This window comes from Microbacterium sp. (assembly GCF_036823965.1).
Classification (GTDB): domain Bacteria; phylum Actinomycetota; class Actinomycetes; order Actinomycetales; family Microbacteriaceae; genus Microbacterium.
This window is the reverse complement of the sequence record NZ_DAITBE010000013.1, coordinates 64,134-86,770: the sequence shown is the minus strand read 5'-3', so window position 1 is coordinate 86,770 and position 22,637 is coordinate 64,134. Positions and strand designations below refer to the sequence as shown.

The following is a 22,637-nucleotide window of genomic DNA, read 5'->3' as shown; positions in this document are numbered from 1 at the left end:
CTGCGTCGTCGGTGTTCCGGGAGGAGGATCTGTCGTCGGGTGGGTGGCAGGCGGCCCGGTGGCCGCGCCTGCGGGAAGCACTGTTGGAGGGGACGATCGGGATCGCTGGGTTGTTGGCGGCGGTGGGTCCGGTCGATGAGGCGCAGCGGCGGGTGGGTGCGGTGCAGCGGTGGCGGGCGGATGCGCAGCTCGCGGCGCTCGCGCGGGGGCTGGTCGCGGTCGAGGACGCTGCGGGCGATTCGGGTGCTGCGGGTGTTCAGGTGGGGCCGCCGGCGACGCCGGAAGACTTGCGGGCGTACGCCCGGGTGATCATGGCGTATCTGGATCCGGATGGGGCGGAGCCGGCGGAGGAGATCGCGATGCGTGGACGCGGGATCCGGTTCGGGCGCGCGAAGCACGGCCTGGTCCCGATCCACGGGGACCTGCTCCCGGAGACCGCAGGGGCGTTGCAACGACAGTTCGACGCTTACCTGAACCCGAAAGTCGACGGGCCGCCCCTCCCGGGGGTGCGGTTCGTCGACAGCGAGAACGGCAGCGACGGTGGCAGCGACAGCGAGGGTGGCAGTGGCAGTGGCAGTGGCAGTGGTTGGTTCGGCGGTGGTCAGTCTGGCAGCGACGGTGCGAGCGACTGGTCTGGGAACGATGAGCGGCAGGATAATGATGTGCTGCCGTCGGGGGATGCGGGTGGGATGGTCGATACCCGCACCCGTCCGCAGAAGCAGCACGACGCCCTCGCTGCGATCCTCGGAATCGCCGCCCGCCACGACGACATGCCCAAGCTCGGCGGTGCCGCACCGACATTGATCGTGTCCGTGACCGCGGAGGACTATGCCACCGGGCGTGGGTGGGCGCATGTGGACGGCATCGACACCCCCGTCTCCGTCGCGACCGCCCGGCACACCGCGTGCGGTGGGACGATCCAACGGGTCCTGTTCGACCCCGAAGGGCGCATCATCGGCATCGGCGTCACGGACCGGATCTTCACCACCCCGCAACGACGGGCGATCACCCTCCGCGACAAGGAATGCCTCATCCCCGGCTGCCACGTCCCCGCGTCATGGTGCGAGATCCACCACGTCCAAGAACACGCACGCGGCGGGCCCACCCATACCGATAACGGGGTCGCGTTGTGCTGGCATCACCACCGCACCCTCGACACGAGTGGGTGGGAGATCCGCATGGGCAACGGCACACCCCAGGTCCGCGGGCCCGCGTGGTGGGACCCCGCACAACGATGGCGCACCCCACAACCCGCACTCACCCACGCACTCACCGGGTAGCACCCGTCCATGCGATGTGCGCACTCACCGGATGATCCGGCGTACTCAGCGATGCTCGTCCACGCGCTCACCGGGGAGTGCAGACAGGGGCGCACGCGTCGAGTCCTCCGATCACCTGCCAGACTCGGACGATGCCTGGTTTTCATCACGTCGAGCTGTGGGTGTCGAGCCTCGATGAAGTCCGCGCGGACTGGAGCTGGCTGCTGCCGCAGCTCGGGTTCGTCCTCGACGCAGAGTGGCCCGAGGGGCAGTCATGGAATGCGGGTGACGCGTACCTGACGTTCACGCTGTCGCCGAACCTGTCCGATCCTGTGCACGACCGTCGCCGTGCTGGCCTCAACCACCTGGCGTTCCACGGAGGCACCCGCACCGACGTCGACGCGATCATGCACAGCGCATCCGACCACGGCTGGAAACCGCTCTACCAGGATCGGTACCCCCATGCCGGCGGGCCACTCCACTACGCCGGCTGGCTCGAGAACGCCGCCGGCTTCAAGGTCGAGGTCGTCGCCGACGAACCCCTCGTCGCCGACGGCGCCCCCGCATCCGTGGAGCAGTCGCCGCCTCAGGCGCCGTAGTCCGGAAGCTCCTGCAGCGTCCAGGTGTTGCCGTCGGGATCATCGAAGGTCACGAACCGACCCCAGTCCAGGTCCTCGACACCGTTCGCCTCGACGCCGACACCGCGCAGGTGCGCGAGCGCCTCATCGGCATCCGGCACCACGACCTGGATCGTGTTCTGCTGCCCCGGCTCGAGTTCGATCCCGAGGCCGGTGCCGAACGCGATCGAGCACGCGGATCCCGGCGGCGTCATCTGCACGAAGCGCAGGCCCTCGACAGGCGTCTGGTCGTGATCGGCGTTGAAGCCGATCTTCACGTAGAAGTCCTTCGCCCTGTCGACATCTGTCACCGGCACGAAGATGAGTTCGATCTTCCAGTCCATCGCGCACTCCTTCTGGTGGGCACCGTCGACCCATCCGCGTTCACCGTACGCCGCACCGCCGACATCTCACCAGGCCGAGTCGGATCCGCCCTTGCTCGCTCCGAGACCCACGCCATCGTCCTCGACCACCACCCGGCCCGGCGCCAGCTGCTCGACGAGCGTCGTCGCCCTGGCGCCCGACACCGTCGAACGCACCCCGGCGATCATCTCGGCCGCGAGCCGTTCGATGTCGACGAACTCGGCCTTCGCACGCTCCGGAGCTGAGTCCATGGGCCGCCGCACCGATCGCGCCTCGAGTCCGACCGCTGTCAGCGAGTGCCCGATCAGATCGTGCACATCGCGGGCCAGGGCTCCGCGTCCCTCGTGTCATTCCGGACGTGTCATGCCGGACGCTGTCAACGAGCCGGCAGCAGCGTCCCGTCGAGGAACCCGGCGAGCTCGCCCACGGCATCCAGTGGCAGGATCGCCGCGACGTACTGGTCGGGGCGCACGACGATCACGACGCCGTCCCGCGACAGTTCGCGCGCCTCGAAGATGTCGGTCTCCGTCCACTTCGACGGACCCGCGGCGTAGACCTTCTCCCAGTCGGTCAGCCCGAGCGGGCCGGACTTCGGCTGGAACAGCGCAGGCGCAGCCGTCACCTCGAGCTCCTCGAACGGCTGCTGGTACACCGCCTTCACGTCGAAGATCGCGTCGGTGTCGGCATCCGTCGGCGTGAACCGCGCGAACACCGGCTCCGCCTCCGCGGCCCAGGCTGCGAGCGCCTCGCCCGTTCGGTCCCCGAACGCGTAGACGCGCCAGCGTCCGTCCGCCCTGGCGTGGTGTCCGAGGTGGATCACGTTGCCGTCACCGACCCGCACGACCTCCGCCGACTTGAAGCGCTTGCCGAGCGGGTATCCGGCGGCGAGGGCCTGATACGCGTCCGTTCCGGTGAGCATCGACGAGGTGTACTGCGTCATGAATCCGGAGGGGAACTCGGCGGTCGCCAGATAGTACGTCGCGAGCTCCGACGGGTCGGAGATCTCCTCTGGCTTGCGCGCCATCAGGCTCGACCACTCCCGATCGAAGTCGATCAGCTGCTGCGCCACCGGCCGACGCTCGGCGCCGTAGGTCGCGAGCAGTGCCTCGGGCGCACGCCCGGTGAGCACCGAGCCGAGCTTCCAACCGAGGTTGAACCCGTCCTGCATCGAGACGTTCATCCCCTGGCCCGCCTTGGCGCTGTGCGTGTGGCAGGCGTCACCGGTGAGGAAGACGCGCGGCGTGCGGTCGACATCATCCGGCACGTCGTCGAATCCGTCCGTGACCCGATGCCCCACCTCGTAGACGCTGTGCCAGGCGATCTCCTTCACGTCGAGGGTGTACGGATGCAGGATGTCGTTGGCCTTGCGGATCACATCCTCGATCGGCGTCTGCCGCACCCGGTGGTCGTCGTTCTCTGCGACCTCGCCCAGGTCGACGTACACCCGGCTGAGGTATCCGCCCTCGCGAGGGATGTGCAGGATGTTGCCCGCCTGCGAGTTGATCGCGCACTTGGTGCGCCAGTCCGGGAAGTCGGTGTTCACGAGCACGTCCATGACGCCCCAGGCGTGCGCCGCACTGGCGCCGACGTGCGTTCGTCCGATCGCCTGACGGACCCCGCTGCGGGCGCCGTCGCACCCTGCCACGTACTTCGCCCGGATGACGCGCTCGTCACCGGCGTGCTCCCCCGCCACGTGCCGCACGCGCACCTCGACGGGGTACTCGCCGTCTTCGTGCACGGTGAGGCCGAGGAACTCGACGCCGTAGTCGGGCACGATGCGTGCCGGGCCGTCTGCTGCCGCCTCGGCGAAGTAGTCCAGCACCCGCGCCTGGTTCACGATCAGGTGCGGGAACTCGCAGATGTCGTACGCGTAATCGGCCGTGCGGGTCGTTCGCACGATGCGCTGCGGGTTCTCGGGGTCGGGGCCCCAGAAGTTCATCCAGCCGATGTTGTAGGCCTCGGCGACGATCCGCTCCGCGAAGCCGAACGCCTGGAACGTCTCGACGCTGCGCGGCTGGATGCCATCGGCCTGCCCGAGCACGAGCCGCCCCTCGCGCTTCTCGATGATGCGGGTCGTGACGCCGGGGTACTGCGACATCTGCGCCGCGAGCAGCATGCCGGCAGGTCCGGAGCCGACGATCAGCACGTCGACGGTCGCTGGAAGCTCGTCGGGCCGGTCGACTCCGGTGCCGGCGGCGTCCTGCACGCGGGGGTTGCCGGAGACATAGCCGTGGTGGTGGAACTGCATCGTCGTCGATTCCTTCCGGACATCACTGTCGGGTGTTCGCTGTCGGGTCTTGCGTCATCCGAGCGGTTGTTCTATATTCGAACATACCGTTCTACTATTGAACACATCGTATGCGCGGCTCGCGCGGAACACAAGGGAATCCCATGCCCGACGGCGCATCCCCGGCATCGCAGACGCTCAGTCGCGGCATCCGAATCCTCGAGATCCTGGCCGATGCACGGCATCCGCTCACGATCGACGAGATCGCCGCCCGACTCGGCGTGCACCGCTCGATCGCCTACCGTCTGCTGCGCACCCTCGAGGACCACGGGCTCATCGGCAGGGACGCCGCAGGCTCCGTCAGCCTCGGCGCCCGCATGGCCGCCCTCGCGGCCGGCGTCGCGTACGACCTGCAGGCCGAAGCCCTCCCCGAGCTCACGGCGATCGCGAACGAGCTCGGCATGACCTGCTTCCTCGCAGTGCTCGACGCCGACGAGTGCATCACGCTCGCGAGCGTCGAACCCCGCCACGCGGTCGCGAGCGTCGCGCAGCGTCCGGGCGCCCGGCATCCTGTGACCGTCGGCGCCCCGGGCAAGGCGATCCTGGCGCAGCTCTCTCCGGCGGAGTGGCCATCAGACGTGTCCGCAGCACTGCGCGCCGAGGTCGACACCACTCGGCTCCGCGGCTACGGCACCAGCCACGACGAGGTCATCCCGACCGTGCAGTCGGTCGCCGTCCCGCTCGTGCTCCGCGGGCACCGGCCGGCGGCGATCGCTGTCGTGCACGTCGCGACCGACCTCGACGACGCGGCGATCGCGGATCGACTGCAGCGCTCGGCATCCGTCATCCGCGACGCGCTCGACGGCTAGCCGCCCCGCCCAGCCGACACGCACTGCGCTCCGGTCGCACGTCGCGTCGTTCGGCAGGCCGATGAGCGACACGACGTGCGACCGGAGCGTGAGTGGCGACGTCAGGCGCGAGCGAGACCTCGGATCGGGCTGACCGACTGCTCCTCCTCGTGATCCGGACCCAGCGGGATGCCGGAACGGTCGCGCAGCAGCAGCGTGGCGATGAGGCCGAGCACCGTCATCCCGGCGAGGTACCAGGTCACGGCCTGCGTCGAACCGGTCGCCTGCACGATCGCCGTCGCGATGGTCGGAGCGAAGGCACCACCCGCGATCGCACCGATCGCGTACGAGATCGAGACGCCGGAGAAGCGGATGCTGGCGGGGAACAGCTCCGTGTACAGCGCAGCCTGCGGGCCGTAGGTGAAGCCGAGGCCGATCGTGAGGATCGCGAGGCCGACGAACAGCAGCCCGATCTCGCCGGTGTTCACGAGCGGGAACAGGGTGAACACGCCGACGAGCTGCATGAGCCAGCCGATGATGTACGTGGTGCGACGGCCGATCCGGTCGGAGACCCAGCCGGCGAGCAGCGTCGTGAGCAGCCAGGTGACCGCGGATCCGGCGACCGCCAGGAGCACCGGACCGCGCTCGAGGCCGATCGGTCCTTCCGGGTTCGTCGCGTAGCCCTGGATGTAGCCGCCGGTGGTCATGTAGCCGACGGCGTTGTTGCCGGCGAACACGAACGCAGCGATGATCACCAGCAACGCGTGCTTGCGGAACAGCTGCACGATCGGCATCCGCGCCTTCTCCTTGCGCGCGGCCAGCTCGGTGAACACCGGGCTCTCCTCGACCTTGCGGCGCACGTAGTAGCCGACGAGGATCAGCACGACGCTGAGCAGGAACGGCACGCGCCAGCCCCAGATCGCGAACTGCTCCCCTGGTGCGATCGCGGTCATCAGCGCCATCACGCCGGAAGCCAGCAGCAGGCCGAGCGGCACACCGATCTGCGGCGAGGCGCCGAAGATGCCGCGCTTGGTCCGTGGCGCGTGCTCGACGGCCATCAGGACGGCGCCACCCCACTCGCCACCGGCCGAGATGCCCTGGATGATGCGCAGCAGCACGAGCAGGATCGGCGCCGTGATGCCGATCGTCTCATAGGTGGGCAGGATGCCGATCAGGGCAGTGGCCGCCCCCATCAGGATCAGCGTCCACATGAGCACGGTCTTGCGCCCGAGCTTGTCGCCGTAGTGGCCGGCGAGGAACGCACCGAGCGGGCGGAAGAGGAAGCTGACGCCGACGGTCGCGAACGCGATCAGTGCACTGTTGGCACCGAGCGGCTCGAAGAACAGCTGACCGAACACCAGTCCGACCGCGGTCGCGTAGATGAAGAAGTCGTACCACTCGACGGTGGTGCCGACGACGGTCGCGAAGACGACTCTGCGCCGATCGACCGCCGATGCGATGGTGCCGGTGGGAGTGAACCCGGCCTGTGACTGCCCGCTCATGGGGTGTCTCCTTTGGTTGTGACTGCATTGTCACGGCGTGCAGCGGACGTGAATCCTGATTGCTTGCCGAGGGGTGAACCGATGATATATGATTTCGGATACGACGCACAAGGCGTCGGAATCGAGCGCGAGGAGGCGCCCCGTGACGGATCCCATCGACCGCCCCGGCAAGATCATCGCGATCCACCTGAGCTACGCCTCGCGCGCCGATCAGCGCGGACGTCGCCCAGCCGCTCCCTCCTACTTCTTCAAGCCGGCCAGCTCCGTCGGCACCACCGGCGGCACGGTCGAACGTCCGGCGGGCACCGAGCTGCTCGCCTTCGAGGGCGAGATCGCGCTCGTGATCGGCACTCCCGCCCGGCGCGTGTCGCTCGCGGACGCCTGGTCGCACGTCGGCTGGGTGACGGCCTCGAACGACCTCGGCCTCTACGATCTGCGCGCGAACGACAAGGGCTCGAACGTCCGTTCCAAGGGCGGCGACGGCTACACGCCGCTCGGCCCCGAGCTCATCGATGCGAGCACGGTCGACCCCGCCGCTCTGCGCGTGCGCGCCTGGGTCAACGGCGAGCTGCGGCAGGACGACACCACGGCAGGGCTCATCTTCCCGCTCGCGCAGCTCGTGGCCGACCTCTCGCAGCACTTCACGCTCGAAGTCGGCGACGTGATCCTCACCGGCACGCCGGCCGGCTCCTCGGTCATCGTGCCAGGCGACGTCGTCGAGATCGAGGTGGATGCGCCGGATGCCGCCGGCGCGCCGTCATCCGGACGCCTGGTGACCACCGTGACGCAGGGCGAGGTGCCCTTCGACGGCGAGCTCGGCTCGCTCCCGGCGGTCGACGACCTGCAGCGCACCGAGGCCTGGGGATCGCGCGAGGCGGCTGGGCTGCCGGATGACCCTTCGACCCGCTCAGAGACCCGGAACGGCGAGGCACCCGCGCAGGAATCGGTCGTCGCGCCCGTCGAAGCATCCGTCGCCCTCTCCCCCGCACTCCGCGCCACGCTGCTCGAGGCGCCGACCGCCGGGCTCTCCGCCCAGCTGCGCAAGCGCGGCCACCACGCCTGCTTCATCGACGGCGTCACCGCGAACATCGATGGGACGAAGATCGTCGGCACCGCCAGGACGCTGCGGTTCGTGCCCTTCCGCGAAGACCTGTTCGCGAGTCACGGCGGCGGCTACAACGCCCAGAAGCGCGTGTTCGACGCCGTGAACGAGGGCGAGATCATCGTGATCGAGGCCCGCGGCGACGCGACCACGGGCACACTCGGCGACATCCTCGCCCTGCGCGCGAAGGTCCGCGGCGCGGCGGGCGTCGTCACCGACGGCGGTGTGCGCGACTTCGACGCAGTGGCCGAGATCGGCCTGCCCGTCTTCTCGCAGGGCGCGCACCCCTCGGTCCTCGGCCGCAAGCACGTGCCGTGGGACATCGACGTCACGATCGCCTGCGGCGGTGCAGCAGTGCAGCCGGGCGACATCATCGTGGGCGACGGCGACGGCGTGATCGTCATCCCGCCGGCGCTGGCCGAGGAGGTCGCCGAGGCTGCGGTCGCGCAGGAGATCGAGGATGCCTGGATCGCCGAGCAGGTCGCGGCCGGCCACCCGGTCGACGGGCTGTTCCCGCTGAACGCGGAATGGCGCGCGCGGTACGCGGCTGCGACCGGCGCAGGGACCCAGAGCGCATGAGTGACATCACCACCGCCACCGCCACCGCGACCGCGAGCGCCAGCAAGTCGGAGCAGGCATACGTCTGGATCCGCTCCCGCATCTCCGGCCACGCGTTCGGCCCCGGCTACCGCCTGGTGCTCGGCTCGATCGCCGAGGAGCTCGGCATGAGTGTCGTGCCGGTGCGCGAGGCGATCCGCCGGCTCGAGGCCGAGGGGCTCGTGACCTTCGAGCGCAACGTCGGCGCTCGCGTGACGCTGGTCGACGAGAGCGAATACGCGCACACGATGGAGACGCTCGGCCTCGTCGAGGGCGCGGCGACCGCGCTGTCCGCCCCGTTCCTCGACGCACGCGCGCTCGACGCGGCCGAGGCCGTCAACGACACGATGTCTCGCATGCTCGGCGACCTCGATGCGCACGCGTTCACCGAGCTCAATCGCCGCTTCCACTCGGTGCTGTTCGAGCCGTGCCCGAACCCGCACCTGCTCGATCTGGTGCATCGCGGCTGGGCGCGTCTGTCCGGCATCCGTGATTCCACCTTCGCCTACGTGCCGGGCCGCGCGCAGCACTCGGTCGAGGAGCACACCCAGATCCTGCAGCTCATCCGCGACGGCGCAGAGCCGCTCGAGATCGAGCTCGCCGCCCGCAATCACCGCCTGCGCACGAGGGATGCCTTCCTCGACGCACTGCATGCCCGTTCCCACAGAACCCCTGGAGAAGACTCATGACCGATTCGCGCATTCCCGCCGATCTTCCCGACCACATCCAGCACTACATCGACGGTGCCTTCGTCGACTCGGTCGACGGTGACACCTTCGACGTGCTCGACCCGGTGACCAACCAGACCTACACGACCGCGGCAGCCGGCAAGAAGGCCGACATCGAGCTGGCCGTCGCAGCCGCGAAGCGCGCCTTCGAGGAGGGGCCGTGGCCGCGCATGCTGCCCCGCGAGCGAAGCCGCGTCCTGCACAAGATCGCCGACATCGTCGAATCCCGCGATGCGCGCCTCGCCGAGCTCGAGTCCTACGACTCCGGCCTGCCGATCACGCAGGCGCTGGGTCAGGCTCGTCGCGCCGCCGAGAACTTCCGATTCTTCGCCGACCTGATCGTCGCGCAGTCGGATGACGCGTTCAAGGTGCCCGGCCGCCAGATGAACTACGTCAACCGCAAGCCGATCGGGGTCGCCGGCCTCATCACGCCATGGAACACGCCCTTCATGCTCGAGTCGTGGAAGCTGGGCCCCGCACTCGCGACCGGCAACACGGTCGTGCTCAAGCCGGCCGAGTTCACGCCGCTCTCGGCATCGCTCTGGGCCGGCATCTTCGAGGAGGCAGGACTCCCGCAGGGCGTCTTCAACCTCGTGAACGGCCTCGGCGAGGACGCCGGTGACGCCCTGGTCAAGCACCCGTACGTGCCGCTCATCTCCTTCACCGGCGAGAGCCGCACCGGGCAGATCATCTTCGGCAACGCCGCTCCCTTCCTCAAGGGTCTCTCGATGGAGCTCGGCGGCAAGTCGCCGGCCGTCGTCTTCGCGGATGCCGACCTCGAGGCAGCCGTCGACGCCACGATCTTCGGCGTCTTCTCCCTCAACGGCGAGCGCTGCACGGCAGGCTCCCGCATCCTGGTCGAGCGTTCGATCTATGAGGAGTTCGTCGAGCGCTACGCCGCGCAGGCGAAGCGCGTCAAGGTCGGCTACCCGCACGACCCGGCCACCGAGGTCGGCGCGCTCGTGCACCCGGAGCACTACGACAAGGTGATGAGCTACGTCGAGATCGGCAAGACCGAGGGACGCCTGGTCGCCGGTGGCGGCCGTCCCGAGGGCTTCGAGGAAGGCAACTTCGTCGCACCGACCGTGTTCGCGGATGTCTCCCCCGACGCCCGCATCTTCCAGGAGGAGATCTTCGGACCGGTCGTCGCGATCACCCCGTTCGACTCCGACGACGAGGCACTGTCGCTCGCGAACAACACGAAGTACGGGCTCGCCGCGTACATCTGGACCAACGACCTCAAGCGCGCACACAACTTCGCGCAGTCCGTCGAGGCCGGCATGGTGTGGCTGAACAGCAACAACGTGCGCGACCTCCGCACCCCGTTCGGCGGCGTGAAGGCCTCCGGCCTCGGCCACGAGGGCGGGTACCGCTCGATCGACTTCTACACCGACCAGCAGAGCGTGCACATCACGCTCGGCGGCGCGCACAACCCGACCTTCGGCAAGCACTGACCCTGCCCTCCCTGATCTGCAAGGACGCTGACATGACCAACCGTGACGACATGACCCTGACCTCAGCGGGCTACTACGTCTCCCAGGAGGCGCCGATCCGCTCGGACAACCCGGTCGCGACGCCGAAGAGCACCCCGCCCGACATCCTGCGCTGCGCGTACATGGAGCTCGTGGTCACCGACCTCGCTGCATCTCGCCAGTTCTACGTCGACATCCTCGGGCTGTATGTGACCGCGGAGGACGACGAGGCCATCTACCTCCGCTCCACCGAGGAGTTCATCCACCACAACCTCGTGCTGCGCAAGGGACCGATCGCCGCCGTCGCCGCGTTCTCGTACCGGGTGCGCACACCTGCGGACCTCGACCGCGCCGTCGAGTTCTACACCGAGCTCGGCTGCGAGGTCCGCCGCGAAACCGGCGGCTTCGTGCAGGGCATCGGCGACTCCGTGCGCGTGGTCGACCCGCTCGGCTTCCCCTACGAGTTCTTCCACCAGTCCGAGCACGTCGAGCGGATGTCGTGGCGTTACGACCTGCACATCCCCGGCGAGCTGGTGCGCCTCGACCACTTCAACCAGGTCACCCCCGACGTGCCGCGCGCCGTGGGGTTCATGCAGGACCTCGGATTCCGGGTCACGGAGGACATCCAGGACGAGGAGGGCACGGTCTACGCCGCGTGGATGCGCCGCAAGCCCACCGTGCACGACACCGCGATGACCGGCGGCGACGGCCCGCGCATGCACCACGTGTGCTTCGCGACGCACGAGAAGCACAACATCCTCGCGATCTGCGACAAGCTGGGTGCGCTCCGCCGCTCGGACTCGATCGAGCGCGGCCCCGGCCGCCACGGCGTCAGCAACGCCTTCTACCTGTATCTGCGCGACCCCGACGGGCACCGCGTCGAGGTCTACACGCAGGACTACTACACGGGCGACCCCGACAACCCGGTCATCACCTGGGACGTGCACGACAACCAGCGCCGCGACTGGTGGGGCAACCCCGTCGTGCCGAGCTGGTACACGGATGCTTCGCTCGTGCTCGACCTCGACGGCAACCCGCAGCCCGTCGTGGCGCGCACCGACTCCAGCGAGATGGCGGTCACGATCGGCGCCGACGGCTTCTCGTACACCCGCGCGGACGAGGGCGAGAAGAAGCTGGGCAACCAGCTCTAGACGGATCACCCGACGCTTCGACAGGCTCAGCGACCCAGCCTCGGGTCCCTGACCGGACCACTGGGTCCTGACCAGACCTCTCGGCCCCTGAGCCCGTCGAAGGGCCCGACGACACAGATCCCCAACCTTGGGTCCCTGAGCCCGTCGAAGGGCCCGACGACACAGATCGACGAAGGAGAAACCCGGATGCTGTCAGCAGACACCGTCGCGCAGATCGCGGCCGAGCTCGCGGAGGCCGACCGCACGCACTCGGTGATTCCGCGGATCACCGCCCGATACCCCGAGGCCACGGTCGAGGACTCGTACGCGATCCAGGGCGTGTGGCGGGACACGCAGATCGCGGCCGGACGTCGACTCGTCGGACGCAAGATCGGCCTGACCTCCAAGGCGATGCAGCAGGCCACCGGCATCACCGAGCCCGACTACGGTGTGATGTTCGACGACACCGTCTACGAGTCCGGCGCCGAGATCCCGGTCGACCACTTCTCGAACGTGCGCATCGAGGTCGAGCTCGCGTTCGTGCTGAAGCATCCATTGGAGGGTCCGGACTGCACCCTGGAGGATGCTCTCGCCGCGATCGACTACGCGGTCCCCGCGCTCGAGGTGCTGAACTCGCACATCGAACTGGAGGGCCGCACGATCGTCGACACGATCAGCGACAACGCAGCCTACGGAGCGATGGTCCTCGGCGATGTGCACAAGCGTCCCGACGAGATCGACCTGCGCTGGGTGCCGGGTGTGCTCTCGCGCAACGGCGAGATCGAGGAGACCGGTGTCGCCGCCGGCGTGCTCGGCCATCCGGCCACTGGCGTCGCCTGGCTGGCGAACAAGTTCCATCAGCACGGCGCGCGTCTCGAAGCAGGCGAGGTCATCCTGGCAGGATCGTTCACACGCCCGATGTGGGTGTCGCGGGGCGATGCAGTGCTGTGCGACTACGGACCGATGGGAACAATCACATGCCGCTTCGTCTAGACCCGTCCTTCCGCGAGCGCCTCGCGGCATCCGACCGCTCGTTGATCGGCATGTGGGCGTGTTCCGGCAGCCCGGTGGTCACCGAGGTCGCCGCCGGCTCGGGTCTGGACTGGCTCCTGATCGACATGGAGCACTCCGCGGTCACGCTGGAATCCGTGCTGCTGCAGCTGCAGATCGTCGCCGCCTACCCGATCGTCCCGCTCGTGCGGGTGCCGTCGAACGACACGGTCGCGATCAAGCAGATCCTCGACCTCGGCGCGCAGAACCTGATCGTGCCGATGGTCTCATCCGCCGATGAGGCACGCGCAGCCGTCGCAGCCACGCGGTACCCGCCGGCAGGCGTGCGCGGAGTGGGCAGTGCGCTCGCCCGCAGTGCCCGCTGGAATCGTGTCGACCGCTACCTGCAGGAATCCGCGGAGCACACCTCGCTCACGGTGCAGATCGAGACCGCCGCAGGAGTCGCGGCCGCCGGCGACATCGCGGCCGTCGACGGCGTGGATGCCGTGTTCGTCGGCCCGTCCGACCTCGCGGCGTCGATGGGGCTGCTGGGTCAGCAGACCCATCCTGACGTCGTCGCGGCGGTCGAGCAGGTGTTCACCGCGGTGAAGTCCGCGGGGAAGCCGGTCGGCGTCAACGCCTTCGATCCGGTCGCCGCCGATGCCTACATCGCCGGCGGCGCGGACTTCGTCGCGGTCGGTGCAGACGTGGCGCTGCTGGCACGGGCATCCGAAGCCCTCACCGCTCGCTTCGTCGCAGCCGCGGGCGCGGATCGCGCGAGCTACTGACGCGGCATCCGTCGCCCGACCCCGGATCCGACCCGCCTCGCTCTGGCGGATTCATAGCAATCCGGGGAAGACTGTGGTCATGACCTTCGCCGCGCTCCAGCCCCTCGCCGACCGTGCCGCCCTGTTCACCGCGCTCCGTCAGGATGCCCTCTCGACCGCGGCCGACGCGCTCGGCGAGCACCGGTGGGATGCCGACATGACCGCAGGCACCCTCACGTTCACGGCGAACGACGACCCGAGCCGTCAGCTCGTCGCCCGTGCGCACCTGATCGCGACGATCGCGCCGGGCCCCCGGTCGATGCTGTGGGCCTGGGCGCACCCGCAGGGCGGTGCCCAGGGCGTGGCCGCACAGCTGCACGCGTACGGTGCTGAGCACGGCATCGCGGAGCTGACGTCGCCCGAGGTCCCGTTCCCCGCCGACGCGTCGGCCGACGAGGACTGGATCGCGCAGGCGGCGCACGTGGTCGGCGGCGTCGCGGTCGAGCTCACCGGACGCGCTCCGTACTACTCGGCGCCGGTCGGCGGCGGCACGCGGGCCGTGTTCCTGCTCGACGCTCCGCTCCCCCCGCTGACGGTGGCGGATGCCGTGATCGCGCTGCCGCGTCTGCTCTCCGGTCTCTCGCTCAGCGATGCCCGCACTTCGGTCTGGGACCTCGCTCGCCTCGCGAACTGGACCCTGACCTGGACCGACGAGGCGTTCTCGGGCGCGACGGTCGTCGACGCGTCCGGCTCGGCCACGTTCCGCTTCGACGAGCAGGCCCGCATCGTCGGGATCGAGAGCACGCTCGCAGGTTCCTGACCGCCGGCCGCACCGCGCGGCTACCATGAGCGCATGAGCGACCTCGACCTCATCCCCGCCGGACGGACGTTCTCGGCGGAGGAGATCACGGTCTTCGCGGACAGCGGCAGGCGTTCCCTCGAGCAGGCCATCGCAGATGCGGATGTGCTGGTGAGCTGCCCGCACGCCGGCGCGCGCATCCCGGAGGAGTTGCTGCCGTTCCTCTCCCCCGCGCTCACGCGTCGACTGCAGTACGACTTCACCGACGTGGCCACCGATGCGATCGTGCGCGAGTGGGCCGGCACCGACCCCCGCGTCGTCGCCGTCCTGAACCCGCATCCTCGCCTGGTGCGCGACCCGAACCGGGCACGGCCAGTGGACATCGCCGCGGACCTCACGGCCGCGATCGAGCGCACCCGTGCGGCAGGTGCCTGGCAGAAGGTCGACCTCACCGGCGTCGATGCGATCCGTCCGGTGACGTTCTCGTTCTTCCCGATCCTCGAGGTGCCGGATGACGAAGCCGAGCGCGAGCGCCTCGTGCAGACCTTCGTCGAGGTCGGCGAGCGCGGGCTCGGCGTGTACGAGCGAACCAGGGATGCGCTGACCGAGCGGTTCATCACCGAGAAGCTGCGCACCGGCGGTCGATTCACCCGACTGTCGTTCCACGACACCATGAACACGACCACGACCCGCGAGGGCGCAGTGAATGTCGCCCGGGCGGAGCGGGATCGACTGCCGATGGTCGTAGCGCTGTCGAATCGCGGCGACACCCGCGGCGACGAGCGTGATCCCACCGATCCCCCGACCATGGCTCCGGAGCGGGCACGGGCCCTGGCGGATGCGCATCGCGCCGGCTTCCGCGTCGAGCGGCCGGATGCCGTCGCACTCAACACGCCGTACCTCGGGAGCCAGGAGATCATCGCAGCGGGACGCCGGTTCCGCGAGCTCGCGGACGTCGCCGAGGAAGCCGCCCTCACCCTCGACGCCGTGCAGGCAGAGTTCCTGCGGGAGTACCTGCTCGGCGACGCCGCGGTCGAAGAGCTGCACCGGCCAGGCACCGATTGGATCACCGAGGACCCGGCCCACGTGCGAGAGGTCGCCGAGGCCTGCCGGCGCTCCTGGGATCTCTACCGCGCGCTCTGAGCCGAGAGGGCGACCGCTTCGGGCGCGGGCGGTGCTGCGGGCGCTCAGCCGCCCCAGAGCACCCCGAACAGGGCGCCGAACGCGATCGTGGTCGCCGCGAGGATCAGTGTCGGCACGAAGAACGAGTGGTCGACGAGCTTGGTGCCGAGCTTCGTGGAGCCGGAGGTGTCGAAGTTCGCCGCGGCGATCTGCGAGCCGTTGGTCGGCAGCAGGTAGATGCCGGCGAACGCCCCGGCCCACATGCCGCTGAGGAGTCCGAGCGGGATGCCGGCGGCGAGACCGATCGGCACGATGGTCCTCGTCGCCGTCGACTGGCTGGTCGTCAGCACGCAGACCAGGAAGACACCGAGCGCGAAGATCCACGGTGCGGCGCTGACCCAGCCGCCGACGCTGCTCGAGATGAGCTCGGAGTGCGCGGTGAGGAAGGTGTCAGTCAGCCACGCGAGACCGAACAGCGCGATCGCCGAGACCATGCCCGCCTTGAAGACGGTCATGGTCGGGATCTCGGCCACCTTCGGCCGCGACACCACGAGGATCAGCGTGCCCACCAGGAACATCACGATCTCGATGATCGGCGTCATGGCGACGGGGTCGCCGGCGGCGTCCAGCGGGCGGATCCCCTTGAACAGACCGAACACGACGATCGCGGCGACGCCGAGCAGGAAGATCACCGCCGCGTTGCGACCGGCCGCGGTGACCGTGACGTCGGCCTTGATCTCGGCAGCATCCGCGCGGGGCGGCGCGAGCTCGCCCCTGGCGATGCGCGCCTGCACGTCGGGGTCGTCTGCAAGGTCCTTGCCGAGGCGGTTCACGAAGAAGCTCGACACCACGATGCCGACGATCGCGGCCGGGATGGTCACCTTCAGGATGTCGACGAGCTCGAAGTCCCAGGGCGCGGTGTCGGTGAGCGTGACCATCGCGGCCATCGCCGCCGACACCGGGCTGCAGGCGAGCGCGACACCGGTCGCGACCACCGAGAGCGAGAGCGGACGCGACGGTCGGATGCCGTTGCGGTAGGAGAGGTCCTGGATCACCGGCAGCAGCGGATAGAGGATGTTCGAGGTACCGGCCCCCACCGAGAACAGGAACGACACCAGCGGTGCGACGAGCGTGATCTGCTTGGGGTTGCGCGCGATCAGCTTCGCGGCGACCGAGACCATCCAGTCGATGCCCCCGGCGGACTGCATCATGGATGCTGCGAGCACCACCGAGAGCACGATGAGCAGCGCGTCGACCGGCGGCGAGCCCGGAGAGAGCCCGAAGACGAAGACCAGGATCGCGACGCCCGTGCCGCCCCAGAGACCGAGGCCCACTCCGCTGGAGCGGGTGCCCATGACGATACAGCCGAGGACGACCAGCAACTCGATGACGAACAGTGCGATGTCCACTGGGTTCCTCTCGCCGGGGACGTTGCGGTCAGCATATTGGTCAGGCGAGGGAATTCCGAGGGGCACCTCCGACGAGGCGAATCGGAGCGGCTACCGCCGGCGCGGCACGATCAACGGAGTCCCCGTCTCCGGATCGGCGATCACCGTGCACTCGAGATCGAACACTCGACGCATCACGTCCGGGGTGAGCACCTCGTCCGGCGTCCCCGCACCGACGATCTCGCCGTCGCGCATCGCGACGATCCGATCCGCGTACCGCGCCGCCTGATTGAGGTCGTGGAGGACGGCGACCACGGTCGCGCCCTGCTCCTGGTTGATCGCCCGGAACAGGTCGAGCATGTCGAGCTGGTGGGTGATGTCGAGGAACGTCGTCGGCTCGTCCAGCAGCAGCACCTCGGTCTCCTGCGCGAGCGCCATCGCGAGCCACACCCGCTGGCGCTGTCCGCCGGAGAGCTCGTCGACGGGCCGATCCGCCAGGTCGACGACGGAGGTCCGTTCCATCGCATTGCGCACGGCCTGCTCGTCGTCCGCGCTCCAGGCGGAGAACGGGCGTCGGTGCGGGTACCGGCCGCGCGCGATGAGATCGGCCACGCGCATGCCGTCCGGCGCCTCGGCAGACTGACTCAGCAGACCGAGCTCGCGCGCCAGCTCCTTGGCACCGCGGGTGCGGATGTCCCGGCCGTCCAGGAGCACCGCGCCGGAGAGAGCCGGCAGCAGACGCGCGATCGTCCGCAGCAGCGTGGACTTCCCGCACGCATTGGGACCGATGATCGCGACGAACGAACCGCGCTCGATCGTGAGGTCGAGGTCGACGGAGATCGCCCGTCCGTGCGGATATCCAGCGGACAGCCCGCGGATGTCGAACGCCGTGTCGCTCACAGTCCGTACCTCGCGAGCAGCGCGTCGGCGAGGTCTCGCTGCGTCTCCTCGTCTTCGCCGTTCTCCCAGATCGACACGAGCTGCGGCTCCAGCTCGGTCTGGCGCGCGAATCTCGCGGCCCAGCGCTCCTCGTCGCGCCGCCAGTACCCCATCGTCATGTACTGCGACGTCGGCCACTGCAGGGTGTGACGGACGTGCCGCCGGATCTCGCGCATCGCGGTGGCCTCACCCGAGAACCAGAGGTAGGTGGCGTCCGGGGCATCCGCTGTCGCCGCGATCGTCTCCGCAGCGATCTCGTCAGCCCCGACCCACCGCACCACGTCGCCTGCTCGGAACGGCAGCTCCTGCCGATCCTGCTGGTCGTCGACGGAGAGGATCGCCTCGATGGGCGGATGGGATCCCGAGCGCTCCTCGAGGATGCGTCCGATCGCGGGAAGCGCTGTGGCGTCGCCGATGAGCAGCACGCGCTCGGTCCCCGCCGGCACCCGGTAGTGCCCGCGGGGATGATCGAACCCCACCTGGTCTCCTGCACGCGCAGCACGCGCCCACTGCGTGGCCGGGCCATGCGCATGCACCACGACGTCGATGTCCAGCTCGTCGAGGTCGGGCCGCCACGCACGCACCGTGTAGTACCGCTTGACCGCGCCGTCCTGGGTGGGAAGCCAGAGACCGAAGAACTCGTCAGGCAGTCCGCTCGAGACCAACCGCTCCCCCATGTCTGTCCGAGCGCCGCGGAGGGTGATCCGCAGCATCTTCGGGGTGACGATGTCGCGCGACACCACCTCGGCCGTGTAGACGGGAGCATCGGTGCGCATCAGCGCCTCCTTCGGTTCGCGCCGGACAGCATCCAGGCGAGGTAGAGTCCACCGATCCCGATCGTGACGAGACCGGTGGGAAGCATGGTCGGGGCGAACAGCCGCGTCGCGAGCAGATCGCTGAAGACGAGGAGGACTGACCCGGTCATCGCCGACGCCGCGAAGGGCATCGGACCGCTGCGCCACAGCCGTCGGGCGATCTGCGGTGCCGCGAGCGCGATGAACGAGATCGGCCCGGCGGCGGCGATCGTGACTGCCAGCAGGATCACGCCGACGAGCATCGCCGACAGCCGCAGATGCACCGGCCGCACGCCCAGCGAGGCCGCGCGGTCCTCGCCGAGCTCGAAGAGATTCAGCGCCGGAGCGAGCCAGGCGGTCGCGAGCGCGCCGAGCAGGAGGGTGACGAAGATGACCGGCATCCAGCGCCCGTCGATGCCGTTGAGGGATCCGGCGCCCCAGATCGCGGCGCTGCGCGACACGACGTCGTCCGCCGCGAGTTCGATCATGGTGTTCACCGCGCCGAGCATGGCGGTCAGCGCGATGCCGACGATGATGAGCCGCGTACCGTCGGCGCCGCGCCACGCGACGAGGGCGAAGACGAGTGCGGCTGAGGCGATGCCGCCGCCGACCGCGCCGATCGTGAGCGCCGCGGTGCTGACCGAGCCGCCGATGATCACCAGCAGCGCACCGGTGTACGAGCCTGCCGAGAATCCGAGGATGTCGGGGCTGCCGAGCGGATTGCGGGTGATCACCTGGAAGAGCGCACCGGACAGGGCGAGCATCGCGCCGATCGCCGCCCCCAGCAGCACTCGGGGAAGCCGCCAGCCGATCACGATGAGGCGTGTGCCCCCGTCGCCACCGCCGAGCAGCGCGGTGAACACGTCACCGACCGGGATCGCAGCCTCGCCGAGGCTCAGTCCCGCGATCGCGAGCACGAGCAGGGCGAGCGCGGAGAGCGCCCAGATGATGCCGCGCCGTCGCGAGACGGCGCGCGGCGCCGACACGATCGAACCCGCGATCACGAGGGCGCTCCGTCCGTCTGCACGCGACGCGAGAGCACCAGGGCGACCAGCACCGGCGCGCCCAGGAACGCCGTGACCACGCCGACAGGTATCGACCGAGGGGCGATGAGCGTCGAGCCGATGACATCGGCGCACAGCAGCAGGATGGGGCCGGCGAGCGCGCTGTAGATCAGCAGCCGCCGGGTGTCGGGTCCGAACACCGCACGGAGCGCATGCGGGACGAGCAGTCCGACGAAGGCGATCGGTCCTGCCGCCGCCGTCGCCGCGCCGCACAGGATCACGATCCCGAGGAAGCCGCCGAGCCTCGCAGCTCCCACGCGTCCGCCGAGCGCTCTGGCTGTGTCCTCGCCGAGGGCGAGCAGGCCGATCCCAGGGGCGATCAGGACGACGAGCCCGAGCCCGACCGCGACGATGACCAGCGTGAGCGTCGCAGCGTCGAGCGAGCGTCCGCCGAGTGCACCGGCGCCCCACAACCGCATCGCCTGGTACGCGTGCGGATCGATGAGGCTGAGCGCTGACGTCGCCGCTGAGAGCACGGCGCCGATGGCGACGCCGGTGAGGGCGAGACGCCCGATCGATGCCCTGCGCCCGACCCCGCCGATCACGGCGACGAGCGCACTGGCGAGTGCTGCGCCGACGAAGGCGAACCACATCGTCGAGCCGAAGTCGCTGATGCCGAGCACCACGATCGCGACCGCGACGGCGAGGGATGCTCCGGCGTTGACGCCGAGGAGACCCGGCTCGGCCAACGGGTTGCGGGTCAGCGTCTGCATGATGACGCCGGCCACCGCCAGGGCGCTGCCCGCCGCGATGCCGATGAGCGTTCGGGGCAGTCGGACATCGCGGACGATGAGATCGGTCTCGGTACCGGTCGGCGCGGTCAGCGCGGCGACGAGCTCGTCGAACGTCAGCGTGCGCGGTCCGACGGCGATGCTGATCGAGATCGCGGCGACCAGCAGCAGCACGACGATCGGGAGCACGACCGCATCGGATGGGCGGCGGAGCGTCCGTCGCCCATCCGGGACGACGCCGGTCACTTCGACAGCGGCTCGAGGACCTTGCTCGTGAGCTCGTCGATCCACTCCTCCGCGCTGCGGTAGTCGGTCACGTTCGTGGCGAGACCGTAGACGTGGTCGGACGTCGCGATCTCGAGCTGCTGGAACAGGTCGCTGTCGATGATCTCCTGGATCGCCGGCGAGGTGCTGCCGTCCGGGTTCTCGAAGGTGAGCCCGACGGTCACGCCGTCCAGGATCGTGCCGAGCTGCTCGAGCGAGAACGTCGCGTAGCCCGAGCCGCTCTCGTCCTCGAGCGGGATGCCGTCACCGTAGGCGAGACCCATCTCGTTCACGATCAGGTTGCCTGTGGCGCCGGTGGGCAGCTGGATCGAGAACTGACCCGGCTCGTCGCCCAGCGAGAAGTTCGCCCACGAATTGGCTGCGATGACCTCTGCGTACTGGGACGTGACCTCGTCTCGACGCGCCTCGTACGAGGACTTCGCCTCCTCCCAGGCGTCGTGCTCGCCGAGCGCGCTGGCGATCTCCTCGGTGATCGTCTTCCAGTCGCCGCGCTCGCCGCCGCCGACGATCACGGTCGGCGCGATCTCGCTGAGCCTGGTGAACGTCGCCTCGTCGACCTCATAGGCATCGCCGAGGATCACATCGGGCTTCGCGCCGGCGAGCGCCTCGAAGTTGATCTCGCCGTAGGTGCCGACCTTGTCGGCGTCGGCGATGTACGCCTGCTGATCCTCGGTGTATCCCTCGATCCACGCGCTGTAGTCGATGGTCGCGACCACGGGGACGTCGAGCGACATGACCTGCCACGGAGTGTCGTACGAGATCGCGGCGACCCGCTCCGGTGCCGCCGGAACGGTCACCTCGCCATAGGCGGAGTCGACCACGATGGTGTCGCCGTCCGCGGCATCCGCAGAAGAGGATCCGGGGTCGGACGCGCAGGCGGTCGCGGTGAGGAAGAGGGGCACGATGACGGCTGCGGCGAGCGCGGCTCGCAGGCGCGGGGAAGGGCGCAAGGGAATCTCCAATTAGGCAAGGGTTACCTAATTATGTCCTCCCACGGATGCCGATTCGATGGCCGGAGTTGCGCCGATCGGTCGACTATACGTGCGAATCGGTCACGGAGCCGTGCGTACGGGCGAAGATCCGCGGTGACACCCCTGTGCGTCGGCGGAAGGCTGCCGAGAATGCGGCGAGCGATTCGAAGCCGACCGTGCGCGCAGTGCGCCCCACATCAATCCCGTTCGCGAGCATCGACATCGCGAGACGGAGGCGCAGCTCGGCGCGCCAGCGCGAGAAGGACATCCCCGTCTCTGCGGCGAACTGCCGAGTGAAGGTGCGGACGCTCACCGACGATCCTGCTGCCCACGCATCGACGGTGCGACGATCGGCCGGCGATGCGACCAGCGCATCCGTCACCGCCCGAAGCCACGGGGTCGACGGCGTCGGCAGTCCGTCCTCGGCGTCGCGGGCATCTCCGAGCAGATCGAGCGCGAACGCCTCGGCTCGAGCCCGTCGTCCTGGGTCCGTGTATCGCGAGAGCTGCGCGAGCACCTCGTCGAGCAGCGGCGGCACGGCGGTCACGACGACGCGGCTGTTGAGCACAGCGCCGACCTCCGGCTCGAACCAGGTGCATCGCATGCTGTTGCCCGGCGCGGCGGTCACCTCATGCACCACGCCGGCCGGGATCCAGATGCTCGTTCCCCGAGGGGCGATGTACACCGCCTCCGGCGTGACCACCGTCACCGAGCGCGTGATGGCGGAGAGCAGCTCATGATCGTCGTGCACGTGAGCCGGCCAGTGCGCACCGTCGGAGGTGGTCAGGATGTCGACCGAGTCCAGGAGCGGATCGAGGTCGATCGTCATGTCTGGCTCCAGGGCTACGGGGGGAGTGAGTGGGCCGCGGCATCCTCGTCCCGGAGCCTCAGTGTACGACTGTCGCCGTCGGCAGTCCCGCCACGGCCGGGACGCCGGGGCTG

22 protein-coding genes are annotated in these 22,637 nt (G+C 69.4%); 11 read left to right on the top strand and 11 right to left on the bottom strand.

All coding sequences use genetic code 11. From position 1 onward, the window contains the following. Together V7Z82_RS17125 and V7Z82_RS17120 are read left to right on the top strand one after the other, a co-directional pair. On the top strand, positions 1-1,280 hold a 1,280-nt coding region (locus tag V7Z82_RS17125; RefSeq protein WP_334152951.1), incomplete at its 5' end, for an HNH endonuclease signature motif containing protein. Between the two features lie 131 nt (positions 1,281-1,411). Continuing rightward, complete coding sequence (locus V7Z82_RS17120; RefSeq protein WP_334152950.1) at positions 1,412-1,858, top strand: VOC family protein; 447 nt, start codon at positions 1,412-1,414, stop codon at positions 1,856-1,858. On the opposite strand, the gene V7Z82_RS17115 is transcribed toward V7Z82_RS17120, so the two are convergent. From V7Z82_RS17115 to V7Z82_RS17105, 3 genes are all read right to left on the bottom strand, one after another. Next, positions 1,846-2,220, bottom strand: a complete 375-nt coding sequence (locus tag V7Z82_RS17115; RefSeq protein WP_334152948.1) for a VOC family protein — start codon at positions 2,218-2,220, stop codon at positions 1,846-1,848. The two genes, V7Z82_RS17120 and V7Z82_RS17115, sit on opposite strands and share 13 nt — an antisense overlap. A 66-nt stretch (positions 2,221-2,286) precedes the next feature. After that, entirely contained in the window at positions 2,287-2,568 is a 282-nt protein-coding gene (locus tag V7Z82_RS17110) for a histidine kinase dimerization/phosphoacceptor domain-containing protein (protein WP_334152952.1), read from the bottom strand. Positions 2,569-2,615: 47 nt separating this feature from the next. Next, positions 2,616-4,487: an FAD-dependent monooxygenase gene (locus tag V7Z82_RS17105; RefSeq protein WP_334152947.1), complete on the bottom strand. Its 1,872-nt coding sequence runs from the start codon at positions 4,485-4,487 to the stop codon at positions 2,616-2,618. A gap of 143 nt (positions 4,488-4,630) precedes the next feature. Between V7Z82_RS17105 and V7Z82_RS17100 the strand changes: the two genes are divergently transcribed. Beyond that, positions 4,631-5,335, top strand: coding sequence for an IclR family transcriptional regulator (locus tag V7Z82_RS17100; RefSeq protein WP_334152945.1), 705 nt, complete (start codon positions 4,631-4,633; stop codon positions 5,333-5,335). 101 nt (positions 5,336-5,436) lie between these two features. Here V7Z82_RS17100 and V7Z82_RS17095 read toward each other — a convergent pair whose 3' ends face one another. Then, positions 5,437-6,816, bottom strand: coding sequence for an MFS transporter (locus V7Z82_RS17095; protein ID WP_334152943.1), 1,380 nt, complete (start codon positions 6,814-6,816; stop codon positions 5,437-5,439). Positions 6,817-6,958: 142 nt separating this feature from the next. Here V7Z82_RS17095 and V7Z82_RS17090 point away from each other — a divergent pair, with 142 nt between their 5' ends. From V7Z82_RS17090 to V7Z82_RS17055, 8 genes are all read left to right on the top strand, one after another. Next, positions 6,959-8,497, top strand: a complete 1,539-nt coding sequence (locus V7Z82_RS17090; RefSeq protein ID WP_442927649.1) for a fumarylacetoacetate hydrolase family protein — start codon at positions 6,959-6,961, stop codon at positions 8,495-8,497. Continuing rightward, the gene (locus tag V7Z82_RS17085; protein WP_334152940.1) at positions 8,494-9,204 is read left to right on the top strand and encodes a GntR family transcriptional regulator; all 711 of its coding nucleotides are present in this window, start codon (positions 8,494-8,496) and stop codon (positions 9,202-9,204) included. Before V7Z82_RS17090 ends, V7Z82_RS17085 begins: the two co-directional genes overlap by 4 nt. Then, entirely contained in the window at positions 9,201-10,697 is a 1,497-nt protein-coding gene (hpaE, locus tag V7Z82_RS17080) for a 5-carboxymethyl-2-hydroxymuconate semialdehyde dehydrogenase (RefSeq protein WP_334152939.1), read from the top strand. The genes V7Z82_RS17085 and hpaE overlap by 4 nt, the downstream gene beginning before the upstream one ends. 32 nt (positions 10,698-10,729) lie before the next feature. After that, positions 10,730-11,866, top strand: coding sequence for a 3,4-dihydroxyphenylacetate 2,3-dioxygenase (gene hpaD, locus V7Z82_RS17075; protein ID WP_334152938.1), 1,137 nt, complete (start codon positions 10,730-10,732; stop codon positions 11,864-11,866). Positions 11,867-12,052: 186 nt separating this feature from the next. Then, a complete protein-coding gene (locus V7Z82_RS17070; RefSeq protein WP_334152936.1) occupies positions 12,053-12,838 on the top strand; it encodes a fumarylacetoacetate hydrolase family protein in 786 nt (261 codons plus the stop codon). Beyond that, complete coding sequence (locus V7Z82_RS17065; protein ID WP_334152934.1) at positions 12,823-13,623, top strand: HpcH/HpaI aldolase family protein; 801 nt, start codon at positions 12,823-12,825, stop codon at positions 13,621-13,623. The genes V7Z82_RS17070 and V7Z82_RS17065 overlap by 16 nt, the downstream gene beginning before the upstream one ends. A gap of 79 nt (positions 13,624-13,702) precedes the next feature. Further along, a complete protein-coding gene (locus V7Z82_RS17060) occupies positions 13,703-14,422 on the top strand; it encodes a DUF6882 domain-containing protein (RefSeq protein WP_334152933.1) in 720 nt (239 codons plus the stop codon). 33 nt (positions 14,423-14,455) lie between these two features. Next, a complete protein-coding gene (locus V7Z82_RS17055) occupies positions 14,456-15,544 on the top strand; it encodes an N-formylglutamate amidohydrolase (protein ID WP_334152931.1) in 1,089 nt (362 codons plus the stop codon). A 44-nt stretch (positions 15,545-15,588) separates the two neighbouring features. Here V7Z82_RS17055 and V7Z82_RS17050 read toward each other — a convergent pair whose 3' ends face one another. From V7Z82_RS17050 to V7Z82_RS17020, 7 genes are all read right to left on the bottom strand, one after another. Further along, complete coding sequence (locus V7Z82_RS17050) at positions 15,589-16,932, bottom strand: anaerobic C4-dicarboxylate transporter family protein (protein ID WP_334152929.1); 1,344 nt, start codon at positions 16,930-16,932, stop codon at positions 15,589-15,591. Positions 16,933-17,022: 90 nt separating this feature from the next. Next, positions 17,023-17,811, bottom strand: coding sequence for an ABC transporter ATP-binding protein (locus V7Z82_RS17045; RefSeq protein ID WP_334152928.1), 789 nt, complete (start codon positions 17,809-17,811; stop codon positions 17,023-17,025). Then, complete coding sequence (locus tag V7Z82_RS17040) at positions 17,808-18,626, bottom strand: siderophore-interacting protein (RefSeq protein ID WP_334152926.1); 819 nt, start codon at positions 18,624-18,626, stop codon at positions 17,808-17,810. The genes V7Z82_RS17045 and V7Z82_RS17040 overlap by 4 nt, the downstream gene beginning before the upstream one ends. Then, entirely contained in the window at positions 18,626-19,648 is a 1,023-nt protein-coding gene (locus V7Z82_RS17035; protein ID WP_334152924.1) for a FecCD family ABC transporter permease, read from the bottom strand. Before V7Z82_RS17035 ends, V7Z82_RS17040 begins: the two co-directional genes overlap by 1 nt. Beyond that, positions 19,645-20,685 carry a FecCD family ABC transporter permease gene (locus V7Z82_RS17030; protein WP_334152922.1) on the bottom strand — a complete coding sequence of 347 codons (1,041 nt, stop codon included), beginning with the start codon at positions 20,683-20,685 and terminating at the stop codon, positions 19,645-19,647. The genes V7Z82_RS17035 and V7Z82_RS17030 overlap by 4 nt, the downstream gene beginning before the upstream one ends. Next, entirely contained in the window at positions 20,682-21,674 is a 993-nt protein-coding gene (locus tag V7Z82_RS17025; protein WP_334152921.1) for an ABC transporter substrate-binding protein, read from the bottom strand. Before V7Z82_RS17025 ends, V7Z82_RS17030 begins: the two co-directional genes overlap by 4 nt. Before the next feature lie 85 nt (positions 21,675-21,759). Continuing rightward, positions 21,760-22,524, bottom strand: a complete 765-nt coding sequence (locus tag V7Z82_RS17020) for a helix-turn-helix domain-containing protein (RefSeq protein ID WP_334152920.1) — start codon at positions 22,522-22,524, stop codon at positions 21,760-21,762. Positions 22,525-22,637: the final 113 nt, after the last annotated feature.